Origin of the sequence: Flammeovirga agarivorans (assembly GCF_012641475.1) — a bacterium.
GTDB classification, from domain to species: Bacteria; Bacteroidota; Bacteroidia; order Cytophagales; family Flammeovirgaceae; genus Flammeovirga; species Flammeovirga agarivorans.
In genome coordinates this window covers 910291-934870 of record NZ_JABAIL010000002.1, presented here as the reverse complement: position 1 = coordinate 934870, position 24580 = coordinate 910291, and the positions used below count along the sequence as shown (strand labels likewise).

The 24580-nt window shown below is 35.3% G+C and carries 16 protein-coding genes and 2 tRNA genes; 5 read left to right on the top strand and 13 right to left on the bottom strand.

All coding sequences use genetic code 11. From position 1 onward, the window contains the following. Positions 1–181: 181 nt before the first annotated feature. Positions 182–3148 (bottom strand): sensor histidine kinase, encoded by a 2967-nt coding sequence (locus HGP29_RS08530; RefSeq protein WP_168881945.1) that lies wholly within the window; start codon positions 3146–3148, stop codon positions 182–184. 188 nt (positions 3149–3336) lie between these two features. Here HGP29_RS08530 and HGP29_RS08525 point away from each other — a divergent pair, with 188 nt between their 5' ends. Beyond that, entirely contained in the window at positions 3337–4656 is a 1320-nt protein-coding gene (locus tag HGP29_RS08525; RefSeq protein WP_168881944.1) for an MFS transporter, read from the top strand. Between the two features lie 62 nt (positions 4657–4718). Here the strand turns inward: HGP29_RS08525 and HGP29_RS08520 are convergent, their stop codons facing one another. Both HGP29_RS08520 and HGP29_RS08515 read right to left on the bottom strand, forming a co-directional pair. Next, on the bottom strand, positions 4719–5807 hold the full coding sequence (locus tag HGP29_RS08520; RefSeq protein WP_168881943.1) for a transglutaminase domain-containing protein: 1089 nt from the start codon (positions 5805–5807) through the stop codon (positions 4719–4721). A gap of 195 nt (positions 5808–6002) precedes the next feature. Further along, positions 6003–7688 (bottom strand): zinc-dependent metalloprotease, encoded by a 1686-nt coding sequence (locus tag HGP29_RS08515; protein WP_168881942.1) that lies wholly within the window; start codon positions 7686–7688, stop codon positions 6003–6005. A gap of 132 nt (positions 7689–7820) precedes the next feature. Here HGP29_RS08515 and pyrH point away from each other — a divergent pair, with 132 nt between their 5' ends. Further along, positions 7821–8525, top strand: a complete 705-nt coding sequence (gene pyrH, locus HGP29_RS08510) for a UMP kinase (protein WP_168881941.1) — start codon at positions 7821–7823, stop codon at positions 8523–8525. Positions 8526–8572: 47 nt separating this feature from the next. Then, positions 8573–9136, top strand: coding sequence for a ribosome recycling factor (gene frr / locus HGP29_RS08505; protein ID WP_168881940.1), 564 nt, complete (start codon positions 8573–8575; stop codon positions 9134–9136). A 70-nt stretch (positions 9137–9206) separates the two neighbouring features. On the opposite strand, the gene HGP29_RS08500 is transcribed toward frr, so the two are convergent. The 6 genes from HGP29_RS08500 to mfd all read right to left on the bottom strand — a co-directional run bounded on the left by HGP29_RS08500 (position 9207) and on the right by mfd (position 19364). After that, positions 9207–9983 carry a TerC family protein gene (locus HGP29_RS08500; RefSeq protein ID WP_168881939.1) on the bottom strand — a complete coding sequence of 259 codons (777 nt, stop codon included), beginning with the start codon at positions 9981–9983 and terminating at the stop codon, positions 9207–9209. A 112-nt stretch (positions 9984–10095) separates the two neighbouring features. Then, the gene (locus HGP29_RS08495; RefSeq protein ID WP_168881938.1) at positions 10096–11019 is read right to left on the bottom strand and encodes a universal stress protein; all 924 of its coding nucleotides are present in this window, start codon (positions 11017–11019) and stop codon (positions 10096–10098) included. Between the two features lie 101 nt (positions 11020–11120). Then, positions 11121–11945, bottom strand: coding sequence for a purine-nucleoside phosphorylase (locus HGP29_RS08490; protein WP_168881937.1), 825 nt, complete (start codon positions 11943–11945; stop codon positions 11121–11123). Positions 11946–12011: 66 nt separating this feature from the next. Continuing rightward, a complete protein-coding gene (locus HGP29_RS08485) occupies positions 12012–14288 on the bottom strand; it encodes a Tex family protein (protein WP_168881936.1) in 2277 nt (758 codons plus the stop codon). A 324-nt stretch (positions 14289–14612) separates the two neighbouring features. Next, positions 14613–15842, bottom strand: coding sequence for a gliding motility lipoprotein GldJ (gene gldJ / locus HGP29_RS08480; protein ID WP_168881935.1), 1230 nt, complete (start codon positions 15840–15842; stop codon positions 14613–14615). A 153-nt stretch (positions 15843–15995) separates the two neighbouring features. Continuing rightward, positions 15996–19364 carry a transcription-repair coupling factor gene (gene mfd, locus HGP29_RS08475; RefSeq protein WP_168881934.1) on the bottom strand — a complete coding sequence of 1123 codons (3369 nt, stop codon included), beginning with the start codon at positions 19362–19364 and terminating at the stop codon, positions 15996–15998. A gap of 202 nt (positions 19365–19566) precedes the next feature. Here mfd and HGP29_RS08470 point away from each other — a divergent pair, with 202 nt between their 5' ends. Further along, positions 19567–21432 carry an LTA synthase family protein gene (locus HGP29_RS08470; RefSeq protein WP_168881933.1) on the top strand — a complete coding sequence of 622 codons (1866 nt, stop codon included), beginning with the start codon at positions 19567–19569 and terminating at the stop codon, positions 21430–21432. A gap of 61 nt (positions 21433–21493) precedes the next feature. Here HGP29_RS08470 and HGP29_RS08465 read toward each other — a convergent pair whose 3' ends face one another. The 4 genes from HGP29_RS08465 to HGP29_RS08450 form a co-directional block, all read right to left on the bottom strand. Continuing rightward, entirely contained in the window at positions 21494–22135 is a 642-nt protein-coding gene (locus HGP29_RS08465; RefSeq protein ID WP_168881932.1) for a phosphatase PAP2 family protein, read from the bottom strand. A 56-nt stretch (positions 22136–22191) separates the two neighbouring features. Then, on the bottom strand, positions 22192–23085 hold the full coding sequence (locus HGP29_RS08460) for a diacylglycerol/lipid kinase family protein (protein WP_168881931.1): 894 nt from the start codon (positions 23083–23085) through the stop codon (positions 22192–22194). A gap of 77 nt (positions 23086–23162) precedes the next feature. Beyond that, positions 23163–23237, bottom strand: a tRNA-Pro gene (locus HGP29_RS08455). A 6-nt stretch (positions 23238–23243) separates the two neighbouring features. After that, a tRNA-Ser gene (locus HGP29_RS08450) sits at positions 23244–23328 on the bottom strand. A 245-nt stretch (positions 23329–23573) separates the two neighbouring features. Here HGP29_RS08450 and HGP29_RS08445 point away from each other — a divergent pair. After that, entirely contained in the window at positions 23574–24548 is a 975-nt protein-coding gene (locus tag HGP29_RS08445; RefSeq protein ID WP_168881930.1) for a vWA domain-containing protein, read from the top strand. The last annotated feature ends 32 nt before the right edge of the window (positions 24549–24580 follow it).

Here is a 24580-nt window from a genome sequence, read left to right as displayed (position 1 = left end):
ATAGTAATAAAAAAAAAGAGGTGAAACAATTATAGATGTCACCTCTTTTTTGAATTTCAACAATAAGAATGAGTTCCCCAACTCAGTTGAGGGTTATAGTCCGGATTTGTACTGCTTAACGATTCATTATTTCAAAGGTACTTGAATAAGCAATACTCCGTACTACCCTTTCGGGTAGTTTTTATTCGTAATTACCGAACTTCCTTGAAAAAGTGATAAAAACTGAAGTGCCTTTACCCTCCTCACTCTCAATATCAAAACTACTTCCAGTTATTTTTTTAGCTCTAGATTTCATGTTTTTTAGGCCATTCCCTTTGCTTTTATCAGGAATGTCGAAACCTAATCCATCATCTTTTACTTCAATTCTTATCATATCATCATCACTCTCAATAATGGATAAATACACATGTTTTGCTTGTGCATATTTGGCGATGTTGGTCATGGCTTCTTTAAAAATCAAGACCAATTGTAAACTCCAAGAATGGGGGAGAGTAAGTTGTTCGGTGTTATGTGAAATATTCTTTTTAGAATGATATCGAATTTCTAACTCATCAAAAAACTCTTCACCAAAATCTTTAATGTAATCGTAGATCATTCCTAGCTCGTCATTTTTCGCGTCAATCGACCAGATGAAATCTCGTGTTCCATTATACAATGACTTGGATTGTCCTTCAATTCTAAGAAGGATTTTTTCTGTATCAGCATCTTTTCCTTTTAGTTTCATAGATGCTAAATCGGCAAGCACTGTGATACTAGCGAGTTTATTACCCATTTCATCGTGGAAGTCTTGTGCAATTTCCTTCCTGATCCTTGCTAGCTTCTTCTGAGTTTCCGCCCTTGAGCGAATAATTTCTTTCAGCTTATCAGATTTGAGTTTTTCTTCTTTAATCTTAATGTTAGAATAGTAAATAATACCGCTCAGTAAGATCAGAATTATACTCACCTTAAAAATGTTACTTTCCCAGAAATAACCATTAATGATTAGTGCACTTTTAGAAGGTTTGCTCCATTCTGAACCAATCGTTTTACCTCTTAAGAAAAGGGGATACTCTCCGGGAGACTTATTGGTAATATTTAATCTGTCGGTATACGTAAAGTTGATCCAGTCGCCTGCTTTTCCAATTTTATATTGCAATCGAATAGATTCCATTTCACTTAACGAATTGGCAACTAGAGGCAGCTGTATAGTACTATATTTACTGTGTGATTTATAAACTTTGTCTTTCCAATGTACCGTTGGAGGAGCAATAGGCAGAGCAATCTTGTTGTTAGGCATCGACATAATTCCTTGGTGTGTACCAATCCAAAGGTTATGATCAGATGATTCAAATATTTCAGTAATGTAATTACTAATAAGACCTGACGACTTGTTATATCGCCTCTTTAAATTTCCGTTTCTTAATACACTTAGGCCATTTGAAGTTCCTACCCAAAGCTGCCCAAAGTGATCCTTGTATAGCTTAGTACAGTTTGTATTTTCCATAGAAGAAATCTTCTGTAGTAGAGCTTCTTTAGGGCGATTAGCATCTAATGTATAAAGACTATAATTGGTCGCCACCCACAGCAAAGTATCTTGTGGGTCTAAGAGAATATCATTGATACGTTCTCCACTTGCTAATTGCTCAATCCAAACATTTACAGAAGTCAGCTTATAATTGGGAGAATAATCATAATAACTTAAAGCTCCTTTTGTGGCGATCCATAATGAAGAATCACTAATGATGGCTTGTGATATCTTGGGCTGAGTAATTTTACCTTCAGGAAATTTATGGAAAGCTTTGATGATTTTATTTTTTTGATCAAACACCTTTAAAGTATCTTCTTCTATAAACCAACGACCTCCATAATTTCTTCCTACATATTTAGAATACTGAATATCGATAGAATCGCCACTTTCGAATATAGATCCATTATTCGAGGTAAATGCGATAGATTTATCTTCAAAAATATTGACTATGGCTCTTTTAGCAGGATATTTTATTTTAAGTTCTTCTTCGTTAGTGTTGTATTCATAAACTTGGTTGGTCGTAGAGAATAAGATGGTAGAGTCATTTTTCTCATTGATAGAAAGAATGTGAGGTATAGAAAGGTCTTCAATACCAATGTATCTACATTCTGTGTTATGTATAAGAAACAGACCATCACCTTGTGTAGAAACCCAAATACGATCTTTTTTATCAACTAATAATGAAGAACTTGAAGACTTACTTTTGACCAACTTTTCCAGTTCAATAATTTTTTTACTTTTCTTTTTGATCAAAATATTTTTCTGATGATCCATGGTCTTATTAATGGATGCGACCATATCACCAGTAGATAATTCATAGACATCGCTAGCATAAAAGGCAGGATCGAAATCGAACGTGTCTTGTATAATGCCTCTTGGTGAGAGTTTGATGATCTTCCCCATTGTACCAACTATCAATCCTCCATCTTTGGCTTGGTTAGCACAGGATAATACTATATCACCTAAAGCATTTTCAAAGAAGTCGTCAGTTACTTTATTACCTTCCAATACTTTTAAGCCTTGGGTATCATATCCCATGACCAATATTTTATTTTGGAATCGAACAAGATTAATAGGAACTAACGTTGTTTTCTTTATAATATAATGGGGTACGGGTTTATTAACTGAAAAGAATAATTCCTTTTTTCCATTTTCTTGTTTAGAATAGGGTGATAGTTTATATCCTTTTTTTGTGTTGGTATTGAAATGATAAATGTAGCTCCATTGCCACCCATAAACGTCATCTGATAATACAATTCCTTTATGAAGTTTATTGGCTGCTTTATGTTGTAGATATGGATAGGTATGTATCGAATCTTGTTCAGTGTTAAATACATGGATACCGCCTTTCCAGGTAAATAAGAAAAGTGAGTCACTATAATTTCTATTAAACCCAATAACATAAGGAGACTTAAGACCATCCTTAGTACTGTAAGTTTTAAACGAATGACCATTAAATATACTTAACCCATCATCCGTACCAATCCATAGCACATTGTTATCTTCTTTTAGATGATAAATGAAGTTGTGTGGTAATCCGTCTTTTGTGGTCCAATGGTGTATGAAAGCATCTTGTGCATTACACCAAAGAGATATAAAAAATACGATATGTAGAAAGCAATATTTGAATTTCACTGGCATATCTACCTAAAATAAAAAATATTTTTTTTAAAACGTTTTATGCAACCCGTTGTTATTTAAAATTATCAATTTATATCCTATTATATGCTAAATATCACTTATTTCAGTGCTTTGACTATATATATTTGTTTGAGAAATGAAAATGAAATAAACAACAGAACTTTAATGCCTATAAATAATTAAATGATATGCTAGAAATACAGAAAAAATTAAAATCTTCATTCTTTGTAATTTTAAGTTTACCATCAACCGCGATGGGTTTTGCTTTATCCATTCAAATAGCCGCATTAAGCTGGATTTTAAATACTAAATATGGTTTTGATATTCATGAAGTAGGTATTGTATGGGCAGCGGGTCCAATTGCAGGTATTATTGGTCAGCCTTTAGCTGGTTTGGCTTCAGATAAAGTATGGTTTCTAGGCGGTCGACGAAGACCATTTATATTAATTGGGGGTGTATTAACCGCTTTAATGCTATTAGCATTGCCCAATATCCATGTAATTTCAGATGCTTTAGGTTTTCAACCAACAAAAGCTGCAAGTGAGCTTGGAGAAGGACAAGTACCAGCGTCTATTTATGTAGCCATTGCAGTAGCACTAATTTTAGATCTATCCATAAATATTAGCTTTAACCCGACAAGATCAATAATAGCCGATGTAACAACAGATGATACAGTAACAAAAGGGTATACTTGGATGCAAACGATCTCAGGTACTTTTGGTGTATTAGCATATTTCATTGGTTCTGTATTAGGCAACATTGAATTGATCTATGTAGGTGTTATTTTAGTCTTCGTCTTTTCTGTGATTCCGGTATTCTTCATTGAAGAACCAGAAGTGTTAAGTCAAGGTGAAGAAAACAACGAAGAAGGAGGGAGAAAAGAAACAGATATTGCAGGTTTTGTAAAAGTATTACTGGCTCATGCACCTACTTGGGTAGGGATTCAAACGATGTTTGTATTTATGTTTGCTTATGTACAACAAGAATACCCGGATTTTAGTAGTAAAGAAGTTGGCTCTGTAATTAACTGGTCTTTCCTAATCTTTAATGCTGTTGCAGCAGTTCTACCGGCCTTCATTTTAGAGCCTATTACACATAAAATAGGTCGAGTGAAAACCCACGCTATTTGTATTGCTATTATGGCTGTTGGATATGCAGGGATGATTTTCCTAGGGAGTACATCAGAATATATGATTTATGGGATGATGGTTATTCTAGGTATTGGTTGGGCAGCAACAGTATCTCTTCCATTTGCGATTATGTCAGAAAAAGTAGCAAAAGCAAAAATGGGCTTCTTTATGGGTATCTTTAACTTATCTGTAGTATTACCACAATTAGCCGTTTCTGCTTTCATTGGTGGTATCTTAGCAGAAGCAGAAGATAAAACGTTGATGTTCTACATTGCGTCCATTTCATTAGCGATTTCAGCTGTATTATGGTTCTTTGTAAAGGATAATGGGCCTGTTGGGAATAGTAATTCGGCTCCATCAGGTGGTGGACATCACTAAGAATAAATAGAAAAAGGGAGCTTAATTGATTAACATTAAGCTCCCTTTTTATTCAATAAAGGTTAGATTCCTTTCATATCTTTAATGTATACCAACCCTTCGTCTATCTTTTGTTTTATCTGCTTAAATCTGTCGATGTATTCGTTGATTTTCATTTTTAATTCAGGTTCATCAACGTCGATATTATTGAAGATATCATAAGCGATTTCAATATTATCTTTGGCTTCGACAAGTTTTGCCTTGGCATTTACTGCAGACCACTTTTTTCCTTTAAAGTGTTTATTTCTCGCTTCAACATAGAAGTTGAAACCTTCGATAGCATTACTTCCCGCTTCTTTTCCTTTTTCTAAGAGTTCTCTGTTGCTTGTAACACCATGGATACTCATATTTCGAAGAGTTAACTTTCTCCATTCTTTCACAAGGTTTATCGTATTGCCTAATTCTTCTGATCTAGCTACTTCCGCTTCCATTCTACTCTTATCATCTTTTTTTAGATGCTCTGCTATAAGAGTATTGTAGTCATATTTTGGTTCTTGTGGAGTAGGAATGGTGTTTTTATTGAAGTTTTCATAAGTGTAAGGAGTATCCAATAATTGCCAAATGGGATCATAAGGCATATGTCTTTCAATCATTTTTTCAGGAGCTACATCGTACCAATTGAGATCGTAATTTTGATGAAATTTTTTACCATTCTCTACTGTTCCTGCACCCCAAGTTGGATCGTATAGCTTCCATTCTCCATTCACTTTAATAGCATTCCAAGTATGTCCAAAAGCACCTCCAATCGAACCATCTTTCCTTTTAGTGTATCCTTTGATGATATACGATTCATAACCCAGTTCCTTCATAATCACATCCAGTAATAAAGAGTAATCTTGGCATACTCCAGCTTTTTTCTTTACTACTTGATCAATAAGATAAACATTACGCTCATTTGTGGTATAGAACTTCATTTTACCGGTAGGACTTTTACCGTTTTTAATTTTCTGAAGTTTGTTGACATCATATTTGATGTTTTTTACGATCCAATCGAATACAGATTTTACTGTATCTTCTTGAATGTCGATTTTTCCAATGGTTTGACTTACTAGTTTGCTTTGTCCAAAAGAAACATGAGAAATTAGTAGACACAATAGTATAAGTTTTTTCATCACTTTTTGTAAGGTAAAATAATATTGAGTTTCTGAGAGTTTGTGGACGTGAAGATAGGAATGGAAATAAGGAATACAAAATTCATTTCCTGTGTAATGTGCCCTGAGGTAAATGATTTGACTTCGGATGTAAATGCCTTGTAATTGAGATAGTAAAAAAAGGCTACCTTTTTTAGATAGCCTGATAATATTTTTTTAATTTTTGATACACCTCTGTGTGAAGATACCAAGGTCACTACTAAATCGCATAATATAAGTTCCTCTACTTTGCTTGGAAAGGTCAACCTCAATTACCATCTCATCTACAGAAATATTTCTACTATAAATCATCTTTCCTGTGGTAGAATAGACTTCAAGAAGGCCATTCTGACTTACATAGTCTTGAAGATTGACTGTAAAGATACCTGTCGAAGGATTAGGGTAGATTTTAAATGCATCTTTTGTGACTTTATCTATTCCAACTACACCATTGGTAATGCTAACAATATTAGACCCCATAGAGAAGCCAGATGAATTTACAGCATATACTTTATATGAAATTTTCTTTGAAGTGTAGCTAGCCGATGGAAGTACATCTTTATATGATCGAACAGTATTGCTTAAGATCGTTGAGATGTATTGATATCCATTACCATCTACTTCTCTTTCTACAATATAACCGGCTATATCAATTTCTGAATTATTGACTTCTGACTGCCAAAAGATTTCATTGTATTCTGTATTCGAAACAGTTTTACTGTCCTCCATGGTGATACTTACATCTGGTGCTCCTTCATTTAATGTTCTACGGGCAGGAGATAAGGTTAATACAGTATCAACTCTGTATCTCTGATCAGCAGTGAAAAGCGTCATACAAGAATCGTTCGTATAATCCATGAAATTTTGATACATCGATGACGAGAAATTTTCCGTATCACATAAATACTGTGTCAGAAATTCTGTATCCTGATCACAGAAAATGATATTATTCGGATTGTCTGCATGTGTTCCGTTTACTCTTGGTGTGTCATCACAAAAGTCGTCTTTTGGAGTTTTCTCATTTCCATTTTCATCAACATAGGCATCTCCACCACAGTTACCTGCATTACCAACCCCCCATGGGTGTAGAATACCTAAATAGTGTCCTAACTCATGTGTTGTTGTTCTACCTAAGTGAAATGGGTAGTCGAGGTTGTAATCTCCTCCAAACTCATTAGAACCAAAGTATTCCGTATTAATCACAACACCATCAATATCATCTGAGGCTAATTCTCCCTGGCTAACCCATCTTAGTCCACCTAATTCTAGAAAATTCGGAAAGTAAGCATAGCCTAGTAAATCTCCGGATAATTTGATCACCCAGATATTGATATACTTTTCAGGGTTCCAGATATTATCTGAGATGATTTTATCTACTTCACTTGTAGTAAAATATCCTTTAGAACCAGGGTGTTTGTAGAATCTATTTACACCAGGTTCTTCCATTGTATTTCCATCTTCATCATACAATGCCATTTTGAGGTTGACTTGCATGTTGGATGCGACAGATTTGAATTCTTCTAAAGTTTGCTCTTTGTTGGAATTATCTCTGTTCCAATCTTTGTTAGTTGTTATAATCTGTGACCAAATTTGATCAGAACTAATGTTATCACCGGTTCCAATGTTAGCATTTTCTGTAGTGTAAATAACATGTACAACCGTTGGCAAATTGGCCTGGTAGAAGCGTTCTACGTTCTCAAAATAACGAGCTTGAGAGAAAGTTTGAGGTAAAGCAGATATATGGGTAGGGGCATGTAACGTATTACCACATCTTCTGAAAGGTGCTTTCTCTTGAGAAAAAACGGTGAAGTTTGAGATAAAAAACAGAGAAAAAAGCAGTATAAATTTATTAATTGATAACATATTTAAATGGTAACTTGTACGAAAAATGCTATATTATTGTATTGCAATATGATAAGTTTTTAGATAAGGTGCATATTTTATAACATCATTTCCTTGACTTTTTTATATTTGCAAAACTTCAAATTGCCATATATGAAATTCAAAAGAGTTCTCCTTAAGTTAAGTGGTGAAGCCCTAATGGGTGAGCAACAATACGGTATTGATCCAAAGCGTTTGGAACAATATGCAAAAGAAATTAAAAAAGTAGTAGACGAAAAAGTGGAAGTCGCTATTGTAATCGGTGCAGGAAACATTTTTAGAGGCATGCAAGCCGGCAAAATGGGTATCGATAGAGTACAAGGTGACCACATGGGAATGTTGGCTACTGTAATCAACGGTATGGCACTACAAAGTGCTTTAGAAGGCGAAGGTGTCTATACACGTTTGATGTCAGGTATACAAATGGATCAAGTTTGTGAACCTTTTATTAGAAGAAGAGCAGTACGTCACTTAGAAAAAGGTCGTGTTGTTATCTTTGGAGCGGGAACAGGTAACCCATACTTTACAACAGATTCTGCAGCATCTTTGAGAGCTGTTGAAATTGATGCAGATGTTGTATTAAAAGGTACTCGTGTTGACGGTATCTACACTGCAGATCCTGAAAAAGATCCCAATGCAGAAAAAATTGATGAGTTAACTTTTGATGAGGCTCTTCAAAAGAACTTAAAGATCATGGACCTTACAGCGTTTACACTTTGTAAAGAAAATGATTTACCTATCATTGTATTTGACATGAATAAGCCGAATAACTTATTTGAGTTAATGTCAGGAGAGCAAGTGGGTACAATTGTATCGTAAATTAGAATTTTATATAATCGATTTTTATAATCAAAAAAAATATAACAATGGAAGAGGAAATAGGAATGTACCTAGATGACGCGAAAGAAATGATGGATAAAGCCATCAGCCATACTGAAAACGAATTACAAAAAATTCGTGCAGGTAAAGCTTCTGCGTCAATGTTGGATGGTTTAATAGTTAGCTATTATGGTGCTCCAACTCCTATTAACCAAGTAGCTTCAGCTTCTACTCCTGATGCTCACTCTGTAGTGATCAAACCTTGGGAGAAAAATATGTTGGCTGAAATCGAAAAGGCAATCCGTGATTCTGATTTAGGTGTTAACCCAATTAATGACGGTGAGCAAGTTCGTATTAACATGCCTCCTTTAACTGAAGAGCGTCGTCGTGAATTAGTTAAAAAGGTGAAATCTGAAATTGAAAAAGGTAAAATCAGTATTCGTAATGCTCGTAAGGACACTAACGATGGCTTGAAAAAGTTATTAAAAGATGGTGCTTCTGAAGATGCAATCAAAGATGCTGAAGCTTCAGTTCAAGATTTAACAAACAAATACACTGCAAAAATCGATGCTGTATTTGTAGCTAAAGAAAAAGATATCATGACTGTATAATTCAGTTTTGGTTCCATATAAAAAGCCCCTGATCTTGATAGGTCAGGGGCTTTATTTTTATGATCATATTCTATGATTCTGTAATGTTATGATGTTGATGAGCAAGTTTAGTCCTATTTGGGTTTTTCTTTCTACTTCTGATATTTAATAGCTCAACAATAAAGGCAAATGCCATAGCGAAATATACATAGCCTTTTGGAACATGTACCCCAAAGGCTTCGATGACCAATAAGAACCCGATCATAACTAAGAATGATAATGCAAGCATTTTTATGGTAGGGTTACTATCAACAAATTGGGCAATCTTCTTGGAGAAGAAAAGCATTATACCTAATGAGATTACAACTGCAGTAATCATGATTTCAATCTCTTTTACAAGTCCAACAGCGGTGAGGATAGAGTCGAATGAGAATACGATATCAATCATGACAATTTGTAAAACACCACTCCATAGAGACTTGACTCTTTTGACTTGCATTTCTTCTTCAGGGTCTCCTTCTACATTGTTATGGATTTCACTTGTTGTTTTTGCAATTAAGAAGAGTCCACCACAAAGCAAGATTAAATCTCTTCCACTTAATGCTCCGTCTACATCTAAATGCTCAACAAATGGAATAGTAAAAAGAGGGTCTTCTAATCCCACTAACCATGAAATTGAAAATAACAAAGCAATACGTACAAATAAGGCAAGGATAATTCCTAGATTTCTAGCTTTATCCTGTTGTTCTTTAGGTAATTTACTACTGACAATCGAAATGAAAATCACATTGTCAATACCTAGAACAATTTCTAAAAGAGTTAATGTTACAAGGCTGATTAACCCAGCAGTTGTAAAAAGCGATTCCATAAGAATAGTTGAAAGTTGCAGAAAAAAATATTTACGTTAGTATATAAAAAATAAAACTCTTCAAAATGTAACGACTCACACTTTGAAGAGTTATTTAAAAAGTGTCCTTCGATTATATCTCTAATAATGCACCAAATAAACCTAGGTTTCTCACGCGGTCTTTTACCACTAATGTTGAAACGGTGGTATTATGTTGCTTCATTAAGTTTTCAGTAGTACTGCCAATAAATGTAGCTGCTAATGCAGAACGTCCTCTTGATCCCATAACAATTAGATCAGCATCTTCTACTAGAGAAATATTTGAGATGATCTTCGCTTCATTGTTACCATATAAATCAAAGTGAAGTCTGATTTTATACTTCACACCTTCCATATCAAACTGCTTTAAAAAGTTCTTACACCTCTTTTCGGCATGGAGGTGAAGTACAGAAGCATACTCTTCCGGAGTTTTACCAGAAGTATGATAACCGGTAGGAAGTGCATAGATATGCAAGATGATTAACTCCATATGGTTTCTCTTAGCGATTTCAATACCTTCCAGCATTGCTCTTTTCGACATTTCAGAGAAATCAATAGGAATAATAGCCTTTTTGATAGGTACTTGAGGGTTTTCAGATACCGTAAGTACTGTACAGAAAGCATATCTAGTTAGTAGTCTGGCAATATTACCACTACCTTCTGCGATATTCTTTTTACCCGCTATAATAAGGTCTACTTTATGTTTCTTAGAAGCCTTTAATATTTCAGATGTGACATCCTTAGCTTCTGTTATAATATATTCAAAAGTAATATTACGATCATTCAAATTGGCATGCTTCTCAACAAGGTCACGCATTTTTTGCTCTGCCATGTCTTTTCTTGTAAGCAATTTGCCGTTGTATTCTACCTCTTCACTTGCTGAATTATCAGTGAGGATATGCAATAGAATAATTTTCTCTACTAAAAAAACAGGTGAGGCTGTTAGAGAATATTTGATGATTGCATCATCGATATAAGTAAGGTCAAGAGGCAATAAAGCCGATAATTTCTTATCCATGATTAAGTTTTATGGTATAAGTAGTAAAGAAGTATTGTTCCGTAAACTCTTAGGTTTAACTACGCAATTAACGTGCTTATTTGAATAAGTTAACAATTAATTTAGAATTTTTGTATAATTCCACCAATTAATTTAGACAAATGAGGTTCTGCATTACGAGCGTTTTCTAGGATTTCTTCCAATTGAACAGGTTTTAAAGCTCCTTCGTAACAAAGGTCTGTTACTACAGATACTGCAAACACTGGAAGTTTCATTTGTACGGCAACAATTACTTCTGGTACTGTAGACATTCCGACTACATCCGCACCAATAATGCTTAAGTATTTATATTCAGCTTTTGTTTCCAAGTTAGGGCCTGTTACTGCAGCATAAACGCCTTCATGCACAGGAAGATTATTCTCTTTTACCACTTGGTTGGCAAGCTCTCTTAGTTGAGTGTCGTATGGCTCAAACATATCTGGGAAACGGTCTCCCCATTCATTGATATTAGTACCTGTTAAAGGATTCGCTGTCATTAGGTTGATATGATCATTTAAGATCATCAAATCACTTTTATTGTACTTAGGGTTGATACCTCCTGCTGCATTAGAAATAACCAATGCTTTGATTCCTAGTAGTTTTAATACTCGAATAGGGAATGTAACAGTTTTCATATCATACCCTTCGTAGAAATGAAAACGACCCTGCATAGCTACAATCTTTTTACCATTAAAATAGCCAAAGATTAGTCGCCCTTTATGAGACTCAACAGTTGATAATGGAAAATCATTTAGTTTCTCATAGGCTAAGTCGTATTTTATGTCAAATTCTTCTACTAACCCACCTAGGCCCGTACCTAAAACGATACCTACTTCAGGTTGAAATCCGTCTATTAGTGTCTGTATTTGTTGAACACATGCTTCAACTTTTTCTTTATATGCGATCATATGTTGAGACAGTAAGAGTAATATGAAAAAATGCCTGTACTTTTTAGGCACAGGCATCCTTGTTGTTTATTTAAAACGATTTTGTAACATCGCTAATTTATCAGCCATAGACATGTTTTCGTCGTTTTCTTCTCTCTTATTTTGTCTTTGAGAAGAAGGACGCTTATTTGTATTCGGCTTGCCTTTTGATCCTTTTGGAGCAGATGAGTTGCCGTCCATTCCTTTCATAGATAAAGCAATTCTTTTTCTTGCAATATCTACGTCTGTGACTACAACTTGTACCTTTTGGTGTACTTTCACTACTTCATTAGGATCAGAAATATAGCGATCAGCCATTTGACTTAAGTGAACAAGTCCGTCTTGGTGAACACCAATATCTACGAATGCACCGAAGTTTGTAATATTTGTTACAATACCCGGAAGCTTCATACCAATTGAAAGGTCTGAAATTTTTTCAACACCTTCTTGGAATTGGAATGCTTCAAACTTCTCACGAGGGTCACGACCTGGTTTGCCTAATTCTTTTAGAATATCAGTTAAAGTAGGAAGACCGACAGTGTCTGTTACGTAATCTTCTAACTTAATCTGCTTATGGAAGTTTTCGTCTGCCATTAACTCTTTAACAGTTACACCAAGATTTTCAGCCATTTTCTTAACGATATCATAGCTTTCTGGGTGAACCGCACTAGAATCCAATGGGTTTTTAGCATCTCTGATTCTTAAGAAACCTGCACACTGTTCGAATGCTTTTGGTCCTAAACGAGGTACTTTCTTTAGTTGTGCTCTAGATGTAAATGCACCATTTTCATTTCTAAAGTCCACAATATTTTTTGCGATACTTGGACCTAATCCTGAGACGTACGAAAGTAATTCTTTACTCGCAGTGTTCACTTCTACACCTACTGCGTTTACACAACTCATCACAACGTCATCCAAACTTCCTTTTAAAGCTGTTTGGTCTACATCATGTTGGTATTGACCTACACCGATTGATTTAGGATCAATTTTTACAAGTTCAGCAAGTGGATCCATTAGTCTTCTACCAATAGAAACTGCACCTCTTACTGTTACATCTTTATCAGGGAATTCATCTCTAGCTGTTTCAGATGCAGAGTAAATAGATGCTCCACTTTCATTAACAACAACTATTTGTACACCTGATAATCCTAAGTTTCTTGCAAAAGATTCTGTTTCTCTACTAGCCGTACCATTACCTACAGCAATCGCCTCGATATTGTGTTTAGCTACTAAATGAGAAATCAATGCAGCAGACTCAGCTACTTTTCTTTGAGGTTCGTTAGGGTAGATTACAGCATCTTCTAACAGTTTTCCTTGACGATCTAAGCAAACTACTTTACAACCTGTACGGAAACCTGGGTCTAATGCCAGTACTCTTTTTTGTCCTAATGGAGCTGCTAATAATAACTGACGTAAGTTTTCAGCAAAAACACCAATAGCTTCTTCATCAGCATTTTTCTTTGACGCTAAACGAGATTCTGTTTCCATTGATGGCTTCAGAAGTCTTTTATAAGCATCTTTTACTGCTAATTGAATTTGATCTGCTGATGGAGTTCTCTGATCTACATGTAGATCTTCTAATAAGAATAATGCATCTTCTTCTTCTGGTGAACAATCTAAAGAGATAATCATCTCTTTTTCTGCTCTTCTCATTGCTAAAACTCTATGTGATGGAGCTTTCTCAACATTTTCTGTCCAGTCGAAGTAATCTTTATATTTTGCACCTTCATTTTCTTTACCAGGAATTACTTTTGCTTTGAAGCTACCTTTTTTCATAAATAGCTTACGCATTTCTGCTCTAGTTTCCTGGTCTTCATTCAGACGTTCTGCAATAATATCTCTTGCCCCAGCTAAAGCTTTTTCTACATCTGTAACGTCTTTTTCTGGATCGATGTATTTTTTTGCTTCTTCAACAATATCTGTAGATAAGTCTGGTGAAGCAATAGTATCTGCTAAAGGTTCTAATCCTCTTTCTTTTGCGATACTCGCTCTAGTCTTACGTTTTGGTTTGTAAGGAAGGTACAAGTCTTCTAGCACTGACATTGTTTCAGTAGCAAGAATTTTATTTTTTAAAGCATCTGTTAGTTTGCCTTGATCTTCAATACTTTTTAGAATACTCTCTTTACGTTTTTCGAGTTCTCTAAGTTGTTGGGCTTTATCTCGGATTTCTGCTACCTGCACTTCGTCCAAACTTCCCGTTACCTCTTTTCTATATCGAGAGATAAATGGAACTGTAGCTCCATCATCTAACAATTCAAGTGTCGCAGACACTTGCTTCTCTGAAATGCTCAGCAGTTGAGCGATTTTTTGTGTGATATTCACCATGGTATACCGCGCTATCCAAAGGTTTTCAAAACAACTTTCTAAAAGTAGAAAGCTACGCTAAATCAATCAAATTTAGCTTATTTACAAACTACGAAAGTAAGGTTTTTCTTATGAAGAATGAAACAATATTAAAGAAGAATTTGAAGAAAAAACGTTAAGAAGAATAGGGGAGTTGGTAATAAAAAATAAATGCTTGAAACTGATGATGTAGAGGAGTAATTACAATTTCTTTCAAAGTGGTTATTTCTTATACATAAAAAAAGTCCTTACTCCATTGCTGAAGTAAGGACTCTTATATTTTAATCGCTTTAGGCGATGTGAATTCTAGTTTTCACCCGGGTTGATCATTGCACAACGGAAACCGATAGTTGCTGTTGCTGAATCTTGATCTAAGAAACGACGAGTACCTGCTGCCATCCAGTAAGCAACGTCTTTCCATGAACCACCTTTGTATACACGGATAGAGTTCGAGATGAACGTATTGTACTGACGTACATAACCGTATGATTGGTAGTTGTAACCGTGTTCAGGACCATCTAAGTAGTCATTCTTACGAACTGGGTTTAAATCATCCATATCAGAGTATGAAAGTGGACGGTAGATATCTTCAACCCATTCTGAAACGTTACCAGCCATGTTGTATAAGCCGAAATCGTTTGGAGGGTTGTCATAGATCCATGAAGTAATCATCGCACCGTCATTCAACTTACCACCGATACCAGCGTAGTCACCACGACCACGTTTGAAGTTTGCCATCATATCACCCATGTGCTCACCGTAAGGGTTACGAACTGAGTGACCTGACCAAGGATAGATACGACGCTCAGAGTAGTTTTCGTCGATATCTTGTAAACCAATCAAAGCTTGTGATGCATAATCCCATTCTGCTTCAGTAGGAAGACGGAATGCTGGTAATACCACACCTGATTCTAATGGAATTGGTTCACCGTTTTCTGCAGCTTCTGCTTCTTCATCAGTACCATTGTTAATTGCTAAGTTCTTATTAACAACGTTTGTACGCCATGCACAGAAGTTTTGAGCTTGAGTCCATGTAATACCTACTACTGGGTGGAAACGGAAACCAGGGTAACGTAAGTAGTGATCTACATACTGATCGTTAAATGCTAGTTGCTCTGCCCATACTGTTGTATCTGGAAGTGCCTCTTCATAAGATACACCTGATACTGATGAGTCAGTACTTACATAATGTAAATATTCTAACCAGTGAACGTTTGCTACTTCTGTTTCATCCATCCAGAACGATGCTACTGATACAGTTCTTTCTACATTATCACGAGATTTCATTAAGTCCTCTTCGTATGAACCTAATACGAAACGTCCACCCTCAATGTAACGCATGTTTGGTACTTCTGGCATACCGTTGTATTGGCGTACAGAGAAAGTATTGTCATCCTTTCCGTTATACTCTAAACCAGTCATTGTACTATAGCCTCCTGGATTGTTAGCGTCAGGTTTTGAACTTTTTGCACATCCTGATACTACAAGTGCAGATATCAATGCAGAAGCCAAATAAAGAAGATTCCTTTTGCTCATGATATTCAGATCTCTATTTTTTAAATACACAGTTAAGTGTAAAGTAATTTCAAAAAAAGCGTTTCCTCACCGTCGTGAAACGTCATCCAAAAACAATTATCCAATAATTGTACCCAAAAAGTAAAAGTGTGAATATTTTTAAAAATAAAGTCCTTATTTCTCTAGAATATGTAATACTTCTAACGCCCTATTTATGTCTGTAACTTCTTCTATATTAAGTATTAAACGCTTTTTTGTCTCCTTTATCTGACAAATTTTTGGATGTGATTGGACATACATCAAAATTTTACCAAATTCTTCAGATTGATAATAAGATGCCTGCGTATGCTCTAATAAATAGGCTTTTAGCATATCATTTTTAAGAATAAGCTTCTCAATTCCCAACTTTTGTGACACCCATCTCATTCTTACGGTTTTTAATAGATCCACTACAGGCTGTGGCATGGGGCCAAATCGATCTTGTAAGTCTTTGGAGAATTTTTCAATCTCTTTTTCATTCTTGAGTTTATCTGCTCTCATATATAGGTTTAATCTTTCAGAGATGCTAGATACATAAGAATCAGGAATTAAGATCTCAAAGTCGGTTTCAATGACAGTATTTACACTAACAGTTTGTGCTTGGAGCTCTTCTTTAAATAGGTCAGCAAATTCTGTTTGTTTGATTTCTTGAACCGCCTCTTCCAGGATGTGATTAAAAGTGTCGAAACCTAAATCATTAATAAAACCAGATTGTTCCCCTCCTAATAAATCTCCTGCTCCTCGAATGTCGAGGTCTCTCATAGCTACTTTAAATCCATCACCTAAATCAGAGAATTCTTCTAAAGTAGATAATCTTTTACGAGCATCAGAAGACAGTCCGATAGTTGGTGGGGTTAATAAATAGCAGTAAGCTTTTTTATTGGAACGTCCCACTCGGCCTCTCATTTGGTGCAAGTCGGATAAACCAAACATATGTGCTTGGTTAACGATGATAGTATTTGCATTCGGAATATCTAAGCCTGATTCAATAATATTAGTAGAAACCAATACATCATATTCTCCTTGAATAAAGCGTAACATTACTTTCTCTAATGTAGGACCATCCATTTGTCCGTGTGCATAAGTAACCCTTGCATCAGGTACTAGTCGCATAATATTATTAGCAAAGTGTTCGATGTCTGCTACTCTATTATGTACAAAAAAGGCTTGGCCGCCTCTCATTAATTCATGATGTACAGCATCTCTAATTACCTCATCGCTAAATGTAGAAATTTTTGTAGTGACCGGTTGCCTGTTTGGTGGTGGTGTTTCGATTACGGATAAATCACGAGCGCCCAATAATGAGAAGTGAAGTGTTCTTGGGATAGGAGTGGCTGTCAGTGTTAGTGCATCTACATTTATCCTCATTTCTTTGAGCTTCTCTTTTGTTTTTACACCAAATTTTTGTTCTTCATCGATGATCATCAAACCTAAGTCTTTAAACTCGACATCCTTACTAGTGATTCGATGTGTCCCGATGAGAATATCAACCTTTCCTTCTTTTACCTTCTTCAGTGTTTCTTTGATTTGCTTCGTTGTTCTAAAGCGGTTGATATAATCGATATTACAAGGCAAATCTTGCATTCTCGCAATGAATGTTTTGTAGTGCTGCATAGCAAGAATGGTGGTAGGAACTAAAATAGCTACTTGTTTACTATCACAAACAGCTTTGAAAGCTGCCCTTACTGCTACTTCAGTTTTACCAAAACCAACATCACCACAAACTAATCGATCCATTGGATATGGCTTTTCCATATCTTCTTTGACTTCTTGTGTCGCTTTTGCTTGGTCTGGTGTATCCTCGTAGATAAAAGAAGATTCTAGTTCTGCCTGTAAGTACCCGTCTTTATCAAATTGATAACCTTGGGATTCTCTTCGTTTTGCATATAAAGAGATTAATTCAGAGGCAATATCTTTAACTCTTTTCTTGGCTCTTTTCTTTTTATTCTCCCACTCTGGAGATCCTAATTTACTAACCGTTGGTTGTCTACCTTCTTGTCCAGAATATTTTGATATTTTATGGAGTGAATGTAAACTGAGGTAAAGTAAATCATTGTCTCTATACACCAAACGAATGCTTTCTTGTTCTCTGCCATTGACTTCCGTTTTTTCCATCCCTGCAAATCGACCCACTCCATGGTCCATGTGTACTACAAAGTCGCCCGCTTTTAGTTCTCTCAACTCTTTAAGCGTCATGGACTTCGATTTGGAGTATTTCTTTTTCGATTTAGCAGCATGGAATCGTTCGAAAATCTGATGATCTGTGAACAGAGCAATATCCATTTGGTTGTCGATAAATCCACCTCTTAAACTTAAGTTTAATTCTTGTACGAATAAATCTGGCTTGATCTCTTCAAAGATGGTTTGCAAGCGTTCTAATTGCTTCGGTAGGTCTGAGGCAATGATATTACGCGTTCCTGCTAACTGTTGTTTTTCTAAAGTTTCTCCAAGTAGATGGAAATTTTTATTGAAAGAAGGCTGTGGTTTAGTATCAAAAGTGATGGTTTGGGCAGAACGTAAGCCTTTTCTATTACCGAAAAGAACTCTGTTTATATTGCTAAGCCTTTTTGTGAAATCTTTTTTCGTTTCAAATATTTCTTCTGGAGAGTTGATAACTTGTGTACCATCACTCATGCTTAATATATCCTCGAAAGTTTCTGTGGCTTTCTCAAAATATTGATCAATGGTATCTACAAGTAACTCGTAGTCTTTGATCCACATTGTAGAAGTAGGAAGAAATTCTAATAATGATTCCCTTACTTCTTGCAATAATTTATTGTGGACGTTGGGAACAATTGGTGCATGATCCTTTTCCCCTTGAGAAAGCTGTGTGATGGGATCGAATGTTCTAATACTTTCAATTTCATCACCGAACAATTCTATTCTAAATGGCAGTTCATTGGCATAAGAAAAAATATCGATGATACCTCCTCTAATAGCAAACTGTCCTGCTTCGTAAACAAAATCAGAAGGTTCAAACCCATACTCTATGAGGAGCTCTCTAATAAAACTTTGGTCGATGTCTTCACCTACTCTTGCGACATAAGTGTTTTCAACTAAAGATTTTTTATTGATTACTTTTTCGGTTAAAGCTGCAGGGTGAGTCACTAAAATTGCTCCCTTGTTTTTTACTTCATTTAGAGCACTGAGTGTTTCAGCTCTTAGTAATACATTGGCGTTTTCTACAACAGTAAATTCAAAAGGTTTTTTGTAAGAAGAAGGAAAGTAAAAAATATCTTCTTTTGGTAGTAAGTTTTGTAGATCGTTGAGGAAATAAATGGCTTCCTCTGCATCATGCATCACAAAAACATGACATCCTTTCAATTCGTTATAAGTTGATGCCGCAATAATAGCATCCAAACTTCCTGCTAAACCTTTTAGGTATGTTGCATAAGGTTTATCTTCTTTTAATTGATTAATGAGTAATGCGGTATTGCTATCGTTTTTATAAGCTTTGATTAAGTCTTTTAACTCAATCTGACGAATGTGGTGTGACTCTGCCATGAATAACTTTTGATCTGTTGTATACACTATAAGTGTAATGACAAAAATAGGAGAGTTGTTTTAGTTTTAATATCATTTTCTGAATTCTTTTTTTTTACCTTTGAAAGCTTAAACAGGAAATAGAAATTTTCAAATTATTATGCTTCAAAATATAAAATCACAAAACATTTTCGGGGTAACCTTATATCGATTCATACTTATTATGCTCTTGTATACTTTAAGCAGAGCAATCTTTTACCTTTTTAATACTTCTTATTTTCCTGGAGCAGATCTTTTTGAATTATTCTTAGGCGGATTAAAGTTTGATTTGCCTGCAGTTATCTATACGAATGGAGTTTTTATTTTGATGAGTTTGTTGCCTATTACTGCTCGTTACAATAAAACCTATCAAAATGTAATTAAGTGGTTTGTGTATATAGTGAATGCTATAACACTTGCTGCTAACCTAGCAGATGTGATTTTCTTTAGATTTACTTCTAAAAGGACTACTGCTTCTATTTTTGATGAATTTTCTCACGAACAAAATGGAGCAACACTAGCTTTTAGATTTTTATTCGTTGATTACTGGTATATGACTCTAATCTGGGTTGCTTTGATGTTCCTGTTTGTTAAAGCATACTCATTAGTTGATGTAGAAAAACCAAGACGCAGAATCAAGATGTCCTCTTACCTGATGAAGCATGTTTCAATTTTATTGGTTTGTGGCGTATTGATTTTTGGAGGAGCAAGAGGTGGATTTGATGGGACTACCCGTCCGATTTCATTAAATAATGCAGGTGAATTTGTGAAGAAGCCTTTAGAGATGGCGATTGTTTTAAACACTCCATTTTCTGTACTTCGAACTTTAAATAAAAAGGTAGCAAAGAAACAAGAATTCTTCACTAAAGAACAGTTAGAGGAAGTATATTCAGCATATCATCATGGAATAACTGGAAAACCACAGAAGAAAATGAATGTGGTAACGATAGTGATTGAAAGTTTCGGTAGAGAGTATGTCAGTACATTAAATCAGAATTCATTAGATGAAGATTATAAAGGTTATACACCTTTTACTGATTCGTTGATTCAACATAGTAGAACATTTGCTAACGCCTTTGCTAATGGTAGAAAATCTATCGATGCATTACCATCAGTAGTTGCCAGTATTCCTGCATTTTATTCACCATATGTACTGTCTCATTACTCTACTAATACTATTAATAGTATGGCCTCGGTTTTAGATAAAGAAGGGTATAAGACGGCATTTTTCCATGGAGCCCCTAATGGTTCAATGGGTTTTCAGGCTTTTATGAATTTGGCGGGATACCAAGAGTATTATGGTATGACCGAGTACAATAATGACGATGATTTTGATGGGACTTGGGGGATTTGGGATGAACCTTTCCTGCAGTTTTTTGCTGAAACAATGAACACTTTTGAGGAACCTTTCCATACTTCTTTATTTACACTTTCATCTCATCATCCTTTTAAGATTCCAGAAGAATACGAAGATAGATTCAAAGGAGGACCGCTTCCATTAAATAGAGGTACTCAGTATACAGATTACGCTTTACAGCAATTCTTTAAAACGGCGTCGAAAATGCCTTGGTTTAAGAATACATTGTTTGTGATTACAGCGGACCATACCAATCAAGTGCATTATCAAGAGTATTCTACTAGTTTAGGCCTCTTTAAAGTTCCAATTATTTATTATGCACCTTCTGATGATGCTTTGGTAGGAATAGATTCGACGGTCACTCAACAAATAGATATCTTTCCAACAGTGATGGATTATTTAGGAGTAGAGCAAGATTTTGTGGCTTTTGGTTCAGATGCTATGGATTCTACAGCTTTACATTTTGCAGTGAGCTTTATTGGACCAAATGTTTTTCAGGTGGTTGAAGGAGATTATGTTTTAGGCTTTGATGGGAAGGAAGTGAAGTTTATGTATAATTTCAAAACTGACAGAATGCAAGAGCATGATCTAAAAAATACAGGACTACCTGAAGAGAAAAAACTAACCGACCTTGCTAAAGGTATTATGCAAGAATTCTCATCAAGAGCTATTGATAATAAGATGACACCTTAAAGCAAATGAGGTGTATATTAAAAAAGGGAAGTGACTTCAAAAATCACTTCCCTTTTTCTATTTATTTTTCCCAAGGTTTTAATTTTATCCAACCTTTTTTATCACAGATATACCAACATAGCCATACAATTGCGAAAGCGGAAATACCTCCAAAAGATACATCAACTAAGAAGTGTTGGCCTAGATACATTCTAGAGATAGCTACTATTAATCCATAAGACATACCAATAACGAAACCTTTCCAGTTGGGTATGATTAACATGAACATGGCACCAATAACAAATCCTGTTGTAGCATGTCCAGAAGGGAACGTATCGATTAAATGCATATGAACATCTAATATCTGATTAAATGCGTCTGCACCATGTAGCCCTGCGGGTCTTAATGCAAAGTCAGTTCCTTTTAAGATAATTTCTTTGCCAACATATACGAAAATACCATGAAGGGCAGAAGCCATTACCAAAACAGACCAATATTCTTTTCTAACGATTAATAATATTACTAAGAACGGGATCAACGCTAGACCATCTCCCAAGTTAGTAGTATACTTAAAGAAGTAATCAAAAAACTCTGTATGGTTATCATTCAGTAGATGTACACACCAGGCATTTTGAGTCTCATGTGTAACTAACGATATAATATAAGGTACAAACATGATCAACATTGAGTAGATCAATAGTTTTGATTCTTTGCTTTGTTGCATTTTCTTGTTTTTAGTGATAGCGTAAATATATTTATCTTTTTATTAATGTGATGAATTTATATCTCATCAGAATTTACAATAACATTTAGTGTTCTTCCTTCATTGATACTAAATTCCAATGGGAAGCTCCACTGATCTGGTTCTCCATCTCTATGACCGTTGACTACTTTTTCATCTGTTGTAGTATCAATAGTCAATTTTTTTGTGGAGAAGTATTTGGTATTTGGTCCTTTATGAATGTTTCCCATAAATAAACGGATACCCCAATTCATCGCTGTTATAAGTGATGGTTTCTTCAAGATTGTTACATCTAGTTGACCATCTTTGATAGATGCTAAGGGAGTAATTATCGCTTCGTTGCCATATTGAGCAGCATTACCCACAGTAATCACAAAAGCATGATCAGTTTCTGTTTGATTGTTATACGCTAAAGTGTAGTTGCCGGCTTTGTGGCTTCCATACTCTTTAAAAATGGCTTTAACATAATTCGATAGCCCACGTCCACTCATTTTACTAAAGACATGTGATATATGTGCATCGAAACCTATACCAGCAGTACAAAAAAAGTGTTTTCCATTAATAGTAGGAGTATCAATAGATGTTTTCTTTTCCTTGTCAATACACAGAGCTGCACTTTTGGTGTTCATTGGAATTTTTAGATGCCTAGCCAGACCATTCCCAGATCCAGTAGGTATTATTCCAAGTGTTTTGCCTGATTCGATTAAACCTTGAGCAACTTCATTGACAGTGCCATCACCACCTACTGCAACTACAATATCATATTGTTGGCTAAGATTTTGGGCAAGTGTAGTTGCATGGCCTGCATGTTTTGTGTACTCAATATGTACATCATGATTTTTCTGATCCAGTACTTCTTTTGTGAGAAGTGCGGCTTTTTTTGCTTTTCCTTGTCCTGAGATAGGATTGGCAATTAGAACAATCTTTTTCATATGTTTTAGGTTATGGTGCTATGAAAGAGATAGAAGGATATAAAAAAAGCGATCTCCTTACTAGAAGATCGCTTTTGTCGGGATGGCAGGATTCGAACCTGCGACCCCCTGGTCCCAAACCAGGTACACTAACCGGACTGTGCTACATCCCGAACTTGCGGAGAGTATGGGATTCGAACCCATGCATCGGTTTCCCGATGACGGTTTAGCAAACCGCTCCATTAACCACTCTGGCAACTCTCCTTGCACAACTTAGATCGTCATTTCTGACTGCCTTTTTGTTTAATGCGATGCAAATATGTTCGATGAGGTCGATTAATCCAAATCGTTTTAAATAAAAAAGTGTTAATTAAATTTATGTTTTATGCATTGTATTGATTGTCAATTATAAAAAACTTCAATTTTTTTTAGCATTTTCCTTTACATCAATAAATCTTTTAAATTAGCATACATTTTTACTGAAACAGGGTAAACACTTTATAACAAACATGACATTTGCAGGAGAGCTCAGTAGTGTAGAATTGCTTTTAATTGCAGTTTTTATCGTGCTTTATGGATTGTATCTGGTTCGAATCATTAGAGCTAGAAAATCTTTTAGAGCAAAAGGCGGCGCCACTTTATATAAATTGATCTTAAGATCGCTTTATTTTTCATTATTCATTTTTGCTCTTTTAGGTCCATCCTTTGGAGAGATGAAAAAAGAAGTAAAAGCGATTAGTAAGGATATTTACATATGTGTTGATTTATCTAAGTCGATGGATGCTGTAGATGTAAAGCCTTCGAGGTTGGCCAAATTAAAATTTGAACTAAAGCAGATCGTTAAATCATTCAATTCCGATCGTATCGGTTTAATTGTATTTACCAGCGACGCTTTTTTACAATGTCCATTGACATATGATGGTAATGCACTCAATATGTTTATTGAAACAATGAGTACATCACTTATCTCGAATACAGGCACTGACTTCGCTCCACCACTTGAAATGGCAATTACTAAACTTAATGATGCAGAAGAAGGACTTCCAAGTGCTAAAAAAGCATCGAAAGTAATTATCTTAATTAGTGACGGAGAGGATCATGGTAAAAATACCAATGATGCGGTGTACAACATCAAAGAAGAAGGCGTTCGTCTATTTACTTTGGGGATTGGTACAGAAGAAGGAAGTAAGATTCCTGCAGGTTACCGCTTTAAGAGAGATAAAATGGGGAATGATGTAATTACAAAACTCAACTCAGCCTCTTTAAAAGAATTAGCTAAAGAAACTGATGGTAAATATTTTGAGATTAGTGATAAGCAGAATGATATAAACCGTTTGATTTCGTCTATTAATGATATCGAAGGAGAGCTAAAAAGTTCTAGAATGGCCGATGTGGGTGCCAATAAATATTATTACTTCTTATTAGTTGGCTTATTATTGCTTGCATTGGATGTGATGCTAGCTGTAAGAGTAATTAAAATATAATCTAAGAGAAGGATAAAAAAAAGGGTAAGCTT